Annotated in this window: 10 protein-coding genes and 1 riboswitch; all 10 genes read right to left on the bottom strand. The window is 65.5% G+C overall.

Annotation, left to right across the window (positions count from 1 at the left end; all coding sequences use genetic code 11):
• Window positions 1–136 precede the first annotated feature (136 nt).
• Window positions 137–571, bottom strand: coding sequence for a DUF2203 domain-containing protein (locus tag VLA96_02875; protein ID HSE48131.1), 435 nt, complete (start codon window positions 569–571; stop codon window positions 137–139).
• 83 nt (window positions 572–654) lie between these two features.
• A complete protein-coding gene (gene nadA, locus VLA96_02870) occupies window positions 655–1,797 on the bottom strand; it encodes a quinolinate synthase NadA (protein HSE48130.1) in 1,143 nt (380 codons plus the stop codon).
• A 307-nt stretch (window positions 1,798–2,104) separates the two neighbouring features.
• Window positions 2,105–3,118, bottom strand: coding sequence for a GTP 3',8-cyclase MoaA (gene moaA, locus VLA96_02865; protein ID HSE48129.1), 1,014 nt, complete (start codon window positions 3,116–3,118; stop codon window positions 2,105–2,107).
• Between the two features lie 134 nt (window positions 3,119–3,252).
• Window positions 3,253–3,387: riboswitch (molybdenum cofactor riboswitch) on the bottom strand.
• A gap of 103 nt (window positions 3,388–3,490) precedes the next feature.
• Window positions 3,491–5,518 (bottom strand): amidohydrolase family protein, encoded by a 2,028-nt coding sequence (locus VLA96_02860; GenBank protein ID HSE48128.1) that lies wholly within the window; start codon window positions 5,516–5,518, stop codon window positions 3,491–3,493.
• A gap of 91 nt (window positions 5,519–5,609) precedes the next feature.
• Window positions 5,610–6,539, bottom strand: a complete 930-nt coding sequence (locus VLA96_02855) for a hypothetical protein (GenBank protein ID HSE48127.1) — start codon at window positions 6,537–6,539, stop codon at window positions 5,610–5,612.
• A gap of 227 nt (window positions 6,540–6,766) precedes the next feature.
• Window positions 6,767–7,177, bottom strand: coding sequence for a hypothetical protein (locus VLA96_02850; GenBank protein ID HSE48126.1), 411 nt, complete (start codon window positions 7,175–7,177; stop codon window positions 6,767–6,769).
• Window positions 7,177–8,892, bottom strand: a complete 1,716-nt coding sequence (locus VLA96_02845; protein ID HSE48125.1) for an electron transfer flavoprotein-ubiquinone oxidoreductase — start codon at window positions 8,890–8,892, stop codon at window positions 7,177–7,179. Before VLA96_02845 ends, VLA96_02850 begins: the two co-directional genes overlap by 1 nt.
• An 86-nt stretch (window positions 8,893–8,978) precedes the next feature.
• On the bottom strand, window positions 8,979–9,974 hold the full coding sequence (locus VLA96_02840; GenBank protein ID HSE48124.1) for an electron transfer flavoprotein subunit alpha/FixB family protein: 996 nt from the start codon (window positions 9,972–9,974) through the stop codon (window positions 8,979–8,981).
• Between the two features lie 40 nt (window positions 9,975–10,014).
• Window positions 10,015–10,281 carry a hypothetical protein gene (locus tag VLA96_02835; GenBank protein ID HSE48123.1) on the bottom strand — a complete coding sequence of 89 codons (267 nt, stop codon included), beginning with the start codon at window positions 10,279–10,281 and terminating at the stop codon, window positions 10,015–10,017.
• Window positions 10,282–10,377: 96 nt separating this feature from the next.
• Window positions 10,378–11,148: an electron transfer flavoprotein subunit beta/FixA family protein gene (locus VLA96_02830; protein ID HSE48122.1), complete on the bottom strand. Its 771-nt coding sequence runs from the start codon at window positions 11,146–11,148 to the stop codon at window positions 10,378–10,380.
• Window positions 11,149–11,513: the final 365 nt, after the last annotated feature.

Raw genomic sequence — 11,513 nt, 5'->3', positions numbered from 1 at the left:
CGTCCCGCGCCCTTTCTTGATTGTCATCCCGAGCGAGTCCGCTCGCCGGGGCGAGCGGACGAGTCGAGGGCCCTTGCGTTTGCTCTTTCAACGCCGAGGCTCTGATCGCTAATCGCTGATCGCTGACTGCTGATCGCTAATTGCTCGGCTTCTTGGCGTTCGCGATGCGGTCGTCGATGGGCTTGCGGCCGGCGAAGCCCTCATCCGTCGAGTGCCAGTGCGCGATGGCCTTCTCGCCCAGCTTCCAGCACAGCAGGATGACGCGGTCCTCGACCACGCAGGGAAAATCCAGCAGCCCGATCTCGAGGTCCTTGACCTGGACGCCGGTGGAGTCGATCTCGGAGAGCGCGTCCTTCACGCGCTGCACCGCTCGCTCGCGCTCGTTCTTGCGCTCGGCCAGCGGCAGGATGTCGACGAAGGTGCCGCCGTTGAGGAAGATGCGGCTGGCCAGCGACTTGAACTCCTCGTCCACCTCTTCGGCGAACTTCTTGCCCTCCATCGCGGTGCGGAGCAAAGACTCCAGCACCGGCAGGAGGACTTGCGCTTCCGACAGGGTGAAGGTCTTGGACATAAAAAGTAGCGATAAGCAATAAGCAGTAAGCGATAGGCGAAACCGGCCTTTCCCTAGCTTATCGCTTATTGCTTATAGCTGCTTCACGCGATCTCCAACATCCGATCCAGCGCCACCTTGGCCCACTTCCTGGTGGCCGCGTCGACCTTGATCTCGTTGACCACGTTGCCGGCGACCAGGTTCTCGAGCGCCCAGCACAGGTGCTGCGGCGAGATGCGGAACATCGTGGTGCAGAGGCAGCCGGAGTCGTCGAGCGTGATGACGCGCTTGTCGGGATGCTCGTGCGCCAGGCGGTTGACGAGGTGGATCTCGGTGCCGACGGCGAACTGCGCGCCCGCCGGCGCCGCCGCGATGTGCTTGCGAAGCTGGTCGGTCGAGCCGATGGCGTCGGCTTTCTGGCAGACCTCCCAGCGGCACTCCGGATGCACCACCACCTGGATGCCCGGGTACTTCGCGCGCGCCGCGTCCACGTGCTGCGGCAGGAAGCGCTGGTGGACCGAGCAGTGCCCCTTCCACAGGATGATCTTCGCCTGCTTGAGGCGCTCGGGCGTGTTGCCGCCCAGGAGCTGGAACGGGTCCCAGACCGCCATCTGGTCGAGCGGCACGCCCATCGCGAAAGCGGTGTTGCGGCCGAGATGCTGGTCCGGCAGGAACAGCACTTTGGGCGTCTTGTGGAACGCCCAGCGGAAGGCGCCGGCGGCGTTCGACGAGGTGCAGACCACGCCCGAGCGCTCGCCGCAGAACGCCTTGATGGCCGCGGTGGAGTTCATGTAGGTGATGGGCGTGATGCCGCCGCCGGCTTCGTCGGTCAGGCCGAGGCGCACCAGCTGCGCCCAGGCTTCTTCGACCTGGCCGAGCTCGGCCATGTCGGCCATGGAGCAGCCGGCGTTCAGGTCGGGCAGGATGACGCGCTGGTCGGAGCGGCCCAGGACATAAGCGGACTCGGCCATGAAGTGGACGCCGCAGAAGACGACGTAGTCGGCGTCGGTCTGCGCGGCGACCTTGGAGAGCCGGTAGCTGTCGCCGGTGTAGTCGGCGAAGCGGAAGACCTCGTCGCGCTGGTAGTGGTGCCCGAGGACGACGGTGGAGGCGCCGAGCGCGCGCTTGGCCGCGACGATGCGCGCGTCCATCTCGTGGTCGGGACGGACGAGGTAGTTCTCGAGCGAGCAAGTCTCAGGCTCGCGGATAGGTGGTGCGTATGTAGGTGAAGCGGTAGCAGTAGCCACGGTTTGTTCCGCCTTCAGTCGCGCCATGCCGCGCCCTCGAGTCGAGGGCGCTACATCCGCGACGGAGATGTTGAAAGCTGTATCGGTGGCTGCAGTGGCTTCGCTTGTCGCCGCGGCGACACCAAACCACGGGGTTGTTGCAGCCGGTTGCTACTTCATTAGACGTCGTCCATTGGCCGATGACTCAGTCTTTGCGGCGCCTAGGGACATTGTAGGAAAAACGATTGCCAATTGCCAATTGCCGATTGCCATTTGACTGTGGGAACGTTCCCAATCGGCAATCGGCAATCGGAAATCGGCAATCCCACTAGCCGCCGATGTGGACCATGGTGCGCGAGGGCGGCTGGAAGCCCGGTTCGCCGATGTGGTGGCGCGCTTCCTTCTGGTCGACGACGCGGCGGATGTAGTCGGTGAGCTCGGCGTCGGAGGCGCCGGCGCGCATGCGGCCGATGAGGTCGTGGTCCGACTGCGAGAACAGGCAGGTGCGCAGCTTGCCGTCGGAGGTGATGCGGACGCGCGAGCAGTGTCCGCAGAACGGGTGCGAGACGGGAGCGATGATGCCCACTTCGGCAGTTGTTAGTTGTGAGTTGTCGGTTGTGAGTGGCCGGAGCGAGTAGCGGCGGGCGGTCTCGGCGCCGGCGTGGTCGAGCTCGGTCACTTCAAATTCCGTGCCGAGCGTGGCGAGGATCTCTTCCAGCGGGACGACGATCTCGGGCGACCAGACGCGGTCTTCTTCCAGCGGCATGAACTCGATGAAGCGCACGACCACGCCTTCGGCGGCGGCGAAGCGCGCGAACGGCAGCACCTGGTCGTCGTTGAAGCCGCGCAGCAGCACGCAGTTCACCTTCACGGGCGCGAGGCCGGCACGCCGCGCGGCGCGCACGCCGGCGAGCACCGCGTCGTAGCCGTTGGCGACGCGCGTGATGCGCGCGAACTCCGCGGGATCGACCGCGTCCATCGAGACGGTCGCGCGGTTGAGGCCGGCGCGCTGCAGCGGCTCGGCCATCTCGGCGAGCAGGTGCCCGTTGGTGGTGATGGCGAGGTCCAGCGGCGCGCCCGAGAGCGTCTTGAGCTGCGCGAGCTCGCGGATGAGGTCGAGCAGCCCGGAGCGCAGCAGCGGCTCGCCGCCGGTCAGCCGGATCTTCTCCACGCCGAGCGCGGCGAGCAGGCGCGCCATGCGCAGGTAGTCGGCGATGGGCAGCTCGGCGTACTGCGCGCCGTTGTTGCCGGCGCGGCAGTAGACGCAGCGGTAGTTGCACCGGTCGGTGACCGAGATGCGCAGGTCGGTGATGCGGCGGCCGTGGCTATCGTGAAGGAACATTGTTCACTCGCGTCATCCTGAGCCCGCCGCGGCGGGCGAAGGATCTCAGCGCCTGAGATGCTTCGCGCTGCGCGCTCAGCATGACACCTGGATTCTGACGTTTCGAGGAGTGGAAAGGAGACACGCCACGCAGGGATGCGCGGCAGGCGTTTCCTTTCCAAACGGGAGGCGCGGGCGTTTCCACCCGAGCCCTCGTCCCGGCAAGCCGGGAACCGCCGCGCGCGCCACCGGTATGCCGAAGGCGCGAGCGGTCGGAAACTGTTGCTCATTATAGATGGTCGCTCACGGCGGGGCAGCGATAAGCGATAAGCAATAAGCGAAACCAGTATCGGATCGGCTGTTGCTAATCGCTGATCGCTTATCGCTTGTTGCTTATTGCTTCTCCGGCTTGATGCCGAGGGCCCCGTCGATCTCGGCGGGATCGTAGAGGACGCCGTCCTTCATGGTGAGGCGCGTGTGGCGGATGTTGCGGATGTCGGCGGCCGGATCGCCTTCGACGAGCGCGAGGTCGGCGAGCTTCCCGGGCGCGATGGCGCCGAGCTGGTCGTCCATCTTCATGATGCGCGCGGCCCCGTAGGTGGCGATGCGCAGCGCCGCGGCCGGCGGAATGCCGGCCTTGACCTCGAGCTCGAGCTCGCGATGCAGCGCGAAGCCGGGCGTGTCGTCGGTGCCGGCCTCGATGGGGATGCCGGCGTCGTACATCGCTTTGACCAGCCGCATCATGTTGGCATAGGAGTCGCGATAGCGCTGCGGCGTGACGCCTTCGGCGAGCGGCAGGCCGCCGGTGAGGAAGCCGCGCTTCCACTGCACCGGCAGGCGGTCGGCGACCGGCTGCCAGCGCTCGGGAAGCTGGCCGGCGACGTCGTTGTACATGCCTTCGAAGGTCGCCAGCGTGGGATCGAGCGTGGTGCCGTGCTGCTGGAGCAGCGCGATGAACTGCTTGACCTCGGGGCCGTTGACGTCGATGTCGGCGGCGCGCTTGCCGGGCTCGAGGAAGCGGCCGGGGTTGCGCGTCTCCTTCACGTCGGGCATGAAGTTGAGGGCGAGGAAGTTGACGTGCTGGATCTCGTCGAAGCCCTGCGCGACGGCCTGGGAGGCGATCATGCCGGCGGGGATGTGCCCGCTGACGCGCATGCCGAGCTTGTGCGCCTCTTCGGCGATGACGGGAACGAGCTCCGGCTTGATGGAGCTGTAGACCTTGATCTGCACGAAGCCGAGGCGCTTGTAGTTCTGGATCTCCTTGCGCGCCTCTTCGGGCGTGGAGACCAGCACCTTGGTCGGACCCTGGAACGGCCCGGGACCATCGAGGAAGCCGGCCATCACGATGCGCGTGCCGAGCTCCTCGCCGCTCTCGATGCGCTGCTTGCGCGCGAGGAGCTGCTCGGTGTCGTTGGCGAGGTCGCGGACGGTGGTGACGCCTGCCTGGAGATTGAGCAGGCCGTCGTTGTCGCTGACGTGCGCGTGCATGTCCCAGAGGCCGGGGAGGAGCGTCTTGCCGCGCGCGTCGATGACCTGCGCGCCCTTAGGCGCCTTGCCGGTCGGGCCGACGGAGACGATGCGGTTGCCGGAGACGACGACGTCCTGATGCGGGATGAACGTGGCGTTGGGCGCGTCGAAGACGGTCGCGTCCTGGAAGACGACGACGCCTTTGGGCTTGTGCGCGAGCTTGTGGGCAAGCGTGCGGGCGCGCGCGGCTTCGGCGTCGGTCTGCGCCTGGACGAGCTCGGGCGTGACCGCCGACCAGCCTTTCCGCACCATGATCCACCACGCGCTGCCGTTGGCGAACAGGTCGTTCTTCCGGTCGAGCCAGACGTAGGCGGGCGCGATGTCGAGCCCGGTGACGGCGTAGAGCGAAACGGTCTGGGACTGGCCGGCGGAGGTGACGGTCTTGTCGGAGAGCTTGGCGATCTTGGCCTCGCCCTGCGGCAGGATGGCGATGGACTTGGTCGGGCTCGCGAGCAGCGCCTTCACCATGAGGCCGAACTGGTAGGGCGTGCCGTACATGTCGCTGTAGAACGCCGGGCCGGTGAGCGGCTGGGAGCCGTCCTCGGCCTTGTTCTTCCAGTGGGCGACGCCGTTCGCGATGTAGAAGTGCTCCTCGACCTTGCCCTTGAGGTAGTCGTGGCCGGTGGAATCGATGCGCGTGGGGTAGCCGCTGCGGTCGAGGGTGATGACGGTGTCGGAGAGCGGGCCGCGGCCGCGGTCGTTGTACTCGTAGAAGGTGCGCAGGGTGCCGTCGGGCTGGCGCCAGGCGGCAACGTGGCCGGCGAGGTTGCCCATCATGCGGATCTCGTAGAGCTCGGCGTCCTTGGGGACGGAGTCGGGCAGGGGCGGAGCGGCGTCGTGCTGTGCGACAGCGGCGCTTGTCAGGAGAAGAAGAGCGAGGAGCAAACGAGGCACAATCCACCTCCGGGAATCGAAGATTGCGGATGTCAGATCGCAGAATAAGCCGGCCCATTCTGCGATCTGACTTCTGCAATGCGCAATGGCCCTACTGCGGTTGCGAAGTCGCGGGCGGCGGCGCGGCTGCCTGCCTGGACGGCGCGGGCTGGGGCGCGGTCAGCTGGCGCATGATGCCGTTGCCGCGCTGGCGGATGAGGGCGGTGCGGATGCGGTCGCGGTCGCGAAATGGCCAGTCGCCGAGCGCCTTGATCGCTTCCGCGTTCTTGCCGGCATACAGGTACGCGGTGAAGAGCTCGAGGATGCCGAGCTTGGCTTCGAAAGCGCGCGCGTCCATCTTGGGGTCGTCTTTGCCGCCGCCCAAGGTGGTTCCGCCACCGGCGGCGCCCACGCTGGCCTGGCTCTGATCGGTGAGGTTCTTGAGCTTGTTGACGCCGTCTTCGGTGATGCGCTGCTTGGCCTGGATGATCTCCGGGTCATATTCGAGCGGGAAGCGGTCGCTGACCCAGATGAGGCGATTGCCGAGGAGGCGGAGCGCGACGAGCGGATGGGGCGAGTCGTCGGGCGAGAGGCCGTCGATGCCGTTGTAGGACCACTCGCGCGTCCAGATCTCGATCTTCTGGTCGCCGTCGCGGTCCTCGAAGGTGAGCGGGTAGACGGTGGCGATCTGGCGGGCGACGCCGGCGGGCTCCTTGAAGGAGACGATCCAGTAGGTGAAGGGGTCGCCCTTCTTGATGTGGCCGACGACGATCATGTCGGGCTCGCCGTCGTTATTAACGTCCTTGCCGCTGAACTCGTCGACGCGCAGGTCGTAGGCGTAGACGTCGAGCAGCGGAGCCTTGCCGTCGATGACGATGTGGCACTCGCCGGAGTGGTCGCCCGCGCCGGCGGAGATCTCGAGGTGGTAGCCGTTGCCGAGGTCGAAGCTGCCGTTGGCGTTGCCGCCGATGCAGCGGTTGGCCGCCGCGGCGGGCAGCGCGCAGGCGAGCAGGCAGAGGACGGCGCGGAAGAAGGACTTCATGGAAGGTTCAATTCTGGCGTGATTCGAGGGGAAAAGCAAACCGTTCCCTGCCCTTGTCATTCCGAGCGAAGCGAGGAATCTGCTGGTTTTGCGCAAAAGCGGATTCCTCGTCGCTTCGCTCCTCGGAATGACAACTCCTTGAGGGCCCTACCTTTTCTGTGGAAGCTTGCGGGCGAGGAGGTCGCGGAACTCGGCGAGCTGCTCGGGGGAGAAGGCGCGCTTGGGAATCATGATGTAAGACTCGGCATCGAGGAACAGGAGACAAACGTTCCTTGTTTCAAGCACTCTCTGAAAGGCACCCCACGCGACCTTTGCCTGGCTTTGCACGTAGTCAGTTCGAGGGCTTCGTCGCCGATAACCATAGTCACAGGCTTCTGGAAGGCGCTCCGCTTCTTGAAGTTTGCCGCCACCGAAGCGCGCATCGCCGACGGTATGGCAAGCAGCGTCACACCCAAGATCAAGCCAAGCGGGTAAGCTTCGCCGCCATACTCCCATGCGTAATACAAGGTGCCGATTATGGTGAGCGTTCCAACTAGATAGAAGAGTGAATTAGCCCAGCGCCCAAGCCATCGCTGCGCCGAAAATGCGCGCCCAGCTTCCGCAAATTCCTCCAGCGTCACCTGAAATGAAATGTCCATCACATCCCGTCGTAGTTGGGGCCGCCGCCGCCTTCCGGGGGGACCCAGGTGATGATCTCGTAGGGATCCATGATGTCGCAGGTCTTGCAGTGGACGCAGTTGGAAGGATTGAGGTGGAGGCGCTTGCCGTGGGGCGCGTCGGGGGCGTCTTCCATCTCGTAGACGTTCGCCGGGCAGAAGTTCTGGCAGGGGCTGCCGAACTCGACGACGCAGCGCTCGGCGCAGATGTTGGTGTCGTGCACGATGAGGTGCGAGGGCTGGTCCTCCTCGTGCTTGGTGCCGGAGTGGTAGAGGTCGGTGAGCTTGTCGAAGGTGAGCTTGCCGTCGCCCTTGAAGGGGCCGAGGAGCTGCTTCTCGTCGCCGCCGTCGGCGGGGCGGTCTTTTAATCTTTCGAGGCGGCGGTGGCCGGCGGTGGCGGCGTAGCGGGCGTGCAGGCCTCTGCCGCCGGTGAACTGCTGCAGGCCGGCGTGGAACAGTCCGTGCCAGAGCCCATGCTCGAATCCCTGGTGGAAGTTGCGGACCTTCCAGAGTTCCTGCTTGATCCACGATCTTTCGACGCGGTCGGCGTAACTGGCGAGCTTGGCTTTGGAGAAATCGCCGGCGAGCATGGCGTCGAAGGCGGTCTCGGCGGCGAGCATGCCGCTCTTGATGGCGAGGTGGATGCCCTTGAGGCGCTGCGAGTTGAGCAGGCCGGCGGAGTCGCCGAGGATGAGCCAGCCATCGCCCGCGAGCGGCGGGACGGCGAACCATCCGCCGTAGGGCAACGACTTCGCGCCGTAGCGGATCATCTTGCCGCCGGCGAGCAGCGAGGCGACCCAGGGATGTTGCTTGAACGATTGCAGGACGTGCTGCGGATCGAGGCGCGGGTCGGGATAGTCGAGGCCGGTGACGAAGCCCAGCGAGACGACGTTGTCCTTGCCGCCGTAGATCCAGGCGCCGCCGTATTCCTTCGAGGTCAGCGGCCAGCCCATGGTGTAGAGGACTTCGCCGGGCGCGATGCGCCCGCTGGGGACTTCCCAAAGCTCCTTGACGCCGACGCCGTAGGTCTGCGGGTTGCGGTCTTTGTCGAGGCCGAGCTTGCCGACGAGCTGCTTGGTGAGCGAGCCGCGCGGGCCCTCGGCGAGGATGGTGACTTTCGCCTTGAGGTCATAGCCGGGCTCGAAGTTCCCTTTCTTCTCGTTGCGCTTGTCGACGCCCTTGTCGTCGGTGCGGACGCCGGTGACGCGGTCGCCGTCGAACAGGAGCTCCGAGCCGGCGAAGCCGGTGAAGATGGTGATGCCGGTAGCTTCGACCTTGCCGCCGAGCCACTTGACGAAGCGGTTGAGCGAGATGACGTAGTTGCCGTGGTCGCGGAGCGGCGGCGGCGTGATGGGGAACTTGAACTTCCCTTTCTCGGTGAGAAAGTAGACGCCTTCCTTCTTCACTTCGGCGTCGAGGGGCGCTTCCTGCTCGAAGCCGGGGAGCAGCTCGCGCATGGAGCGCGGGTCGAGGAGCGCGCCGGAGAGGCAGTGCTGTCCGATCTCGCGGGCTTTCTCGAGGACGTAGATGTTCTCCTTGGAGAGGGGCGCGGAGGGATTCTTCTCGTTGTGGGCGTCGATGAGCTGGGAGAGGCGGAGCGCGCAGGCCATGCCGGCGGGCCCGCCGCCGACGATGACGACGTCGGCTTCCATCTGCGGACGGTCAACGTTTTCCAGCGGTTTGCGGAATATCAGCATTTACAAGACCTTAGCCACGGATTTCACGGATGCCACGGATCCTTGATTCTATTCATCCGTGCGATCCGTGTAATCCGTGGCAGATGTTAGGCCCCTGCCTTGGCTTTCTTGATCTCCTCGATGAGCGGGGGGACGACGTCGAACAGGTTGGCGACGACGCCGAAGTCGGCGATCTCGAAGATGGGCGCCTCGGCGTCCTTGTTGATGGCGACGATGGAGCGCGATCCCTTCATGCCGACGATGTGCTGGATGGCCCCGCTGATGCCGAGCGCGAGGTAGAGCTTGGGCGCGACGGTCTGGCCGGAGGAGCCGATCTGGCGGTCCATGGGAAGCCAGCCGGAGTCGCAGATGGGGCGCGAGGCGGCGAGCTCTCCGCCGAGGGCTTCGGCGAGCGACTTGGCGAGCTCGAGGTTCTTCTGCTCCTTGATGCCGCGGCCGACGGCGACGATGATCTCGGCCTGGGTGAGGTCGACGGCGGCTTTCGCTTCCTTGAAGGGCGCTTCAGGCTGGGTGCGGATCTTGCCGGCCGGGACGTCGACGTTGACGGTCTCGACGGGAGCGGCGGATGCGCCGGCCTCGGCCTTGTCGCCGCGGAAGGCGCCGGCCTGGAAGGTGGCGAACCAGGGAGCGTCGGCGGCGAAGGAGACGTCGGCGGCGAACTTGCCCTGGAACATGGAGCGGGTGAAGAGGAGCTTGTCGCCCGACTTCTTGAAGCCGATGCAGTCGGGGATCATGGTCTTGCCGAGCGAGAGCGCGAGCTTGGGCGCGAAGTCGCGCACCTGGTAGGTGTGCGGCATGAGCACGAGCCTGGGCTTGCGCTGCTCGATGAACTGCTTGAGGGCGTGCGCGTAGGCGTCGGGCGTGTAGGCGGCGAGCGCCGGCGATTCGACGGCGTAGACCTTCGCGACCTTCTTGCCGGCGACCTCGGTGGCGATCGCGGCGATGCCGGCGCCGGCGACGGCGGCTTCGAGCTGCCAGCCGGTCTCGGCGGCGATGGCCTGCGCGGCGGTGACGGTCTCCCAGGAGACGCGGTTGAGCTTGCCTTCGCGTTGTTCGACGACTACGAGGATGGTGTCAGACATAAATTCGTTTCCGGTTTCCCGTTTCCAGTTTTCCCGTGGCCTAACGCATGCGATCTTCCATGCGTTCGGCCGATCTCTTCTTCATGTTGCCGCCGATCAAGATGAGGCCGACGGCGACGGCGGCGTCGAGAGCGATGACGATGAGCGCGATCTTGCCGCCCTCGGCGCGGACGGCGCTGAAGACGTAGGCGCCGGCGATGATGTCGGCCACGAGCATGATGTAGCCGATGAGCACGAGGACGTGTCCGAGGTCGCGCTTGCGCTCGGTCGGGTTCTCAGGGCTATGCAGCGGCGGCTCGATGGTCATCTTGAATCAGTTTCCAGTGGCCAGTGGTCCGTGGCCATTAAAGTCAAGAGCTTGGAACGCAGAGCTCGCGGAGAAGATCCGAGAGCGCTGAGAAAATCAGAGCACGCGTACCTCGTTCTTCAGTCTCTCGGCCAGCTTTTTGGCGACTTCTGCGGGCGGGCCGTCGAGCATCTCGGTCTTCTTGGTCTTCTCCGGGACGTAGAGCTTCTCGATCTTCTGCATGTTCTCGCCGAGCGCGGACTTGACCTCGTCGAACGCGACCTTGCGCAGGGGCTTGTTCTTGGCCTGCTTGATGCCGATGAGCGTGGCGTAGCGCAGCTTGTTGATGCCGGACTGGATGCTGAGCACGGCGGGCAGCGGCATGGTGATGAACTGGAAGAAGCCGGCTTCGAGCTCGCGCTTGACCTTGATCCCCGCGTCGGCCTTTTCGATCTGCATGATGATGGTGGAGTGCGGCCAGCCGAGGAGCTCGGCGAGGACGACGCCGGTCTGCGCGAAGCCGTAGTCGTCGGACTGGAGGCCGGTGAAGACGAGGTCGAACTGCTCGTCCTTGATGGCGGCGGCGAAGGCCTTGGCGGTGTTGACGGCGTCAAGCGAGACGAAGGCCTGGTCTTCGAGGTGGATGGCGCGGTCGGCGCCCTTGGCGAGGGCTTCGCGCAGCACCTGCTGGGCGCGCGCCGGCCCGGAGGTGATGACGACGACCTCGCCACCGTGCTTCTCCTTCTGGCGGAGAGCTTCCTCGAGGGCGTAGGCGTCGGGTTCGTTGACTTCGTAGGAGACGTCCTCGCGGATCCAGGCGCCGGTCTCGTTGAGCTTGAGGGGGGCGTCCTTCTGCGGGACCTGCTTCATGCAGACAAGGATTTTCATAAATTCAGTAGCCAGTGGTCAGTGATCGGTGGTCAGTGGGCCGCGCTACAGGGCGGCGAAACGTGAGATGCAGAACGGGGCAGTATAAATGACAGATTTGGCGCAAGGAAGGATATGGGCGCAAATGCGCGCCGGCGAGTCGCCGGCGCCTACCTGGGTGGGCTGGCGCGGCGCTCCAAAAGCCGAAGGGAGCGGCGTCCGCGGTGGACGACGCTCCCTTGGCTTTCCGGGGGTACAGCGGTTAGAGACTGCTTACCAGGGTTCGGCCGAAAAGACTTAGCGCTTCGGCTCGTCGGACGAGCTGACCGAGGTCTGCGCGTCAGACTTGGCGTCGGCCTTCGCATCCACCTTGCCCTTGTTGACGC

The organism is Terriglobales bacterium, from assembly GCA_035457425.1.
Taxonomy (GTDB): domain Bacteria; phylum Acidobacteriota; class Terriglobia; order Terriglobales; family Acidobacteriaceae; genus JACPNR01.
The sequence above is the reverse complement of the archived record's forward strand: the minus strand, read 5'-3'. Positions and strand labels throughout refer to the sequence as shown.

What these genes read in the sequence shown, in the direction of transcription:
- VLA96_02835 (HSE48123.1), bottom strand. Translation starts at nt 10,281, where the DNA reads ATGACCATCGAGCCGCCGCTGCATAGCCCTGAGAACCCGACCGAGCGC.
- VLA96_02855 (HSE48127.1), bottom strand. Translation starts at nt 6,539, where the DNA reads ATGAAGTCCTTCTTCCGCGCCGTCCTCTGCCTGCTCGCCTGCGCGCTG.
- VLA96_02830 (HSE48122.1), bottom strand. Translation starts at nt 11,148, where the DNA reads ATGAAAATCCTTGTCTGCATGAAGCAGGTCCCGCAGAAGGACGCCCCC.
- VLA96_02845 (HSE48125.1), bottom strand. Translation starts at nt 8,892, where the DNA reads ATGCTGATATTCCGCAAACCGCTGGAAAACGTTGACCGTCCGCAGATG.
- VLA96_02875 (HSE48131.1), bottom strand. Translation starts at nt 571, where the DNA reads ATGTCCAAGACCTTCACCCTGTCGGAAGCGCAAGTCCTCCTGCCGGTG.
- VLA96_02840 (HSE48124.1), bottom strand. Translation starts at nt 9,974, where the DNA reads ATGTCTGACACCATCCTCGTAGTCGTCGAACAACGCGAAGGCAAGCTC.
- VLA96_02850 (HSE48126.1), bottom strand. Translation starts at nt 7,177, where the DNA reads ATGGACATTTCATTTCAGGTGACGCTGGAGGAATTTGCGGAAGCTGGG.
- moaA (HSE48129.1), bottom strand. Translation starts at nt 3,118, where the DNA reads ATGTTCCTTCACGATAGCCACGGCCGCCGCATCACCGACCTGCGCATC.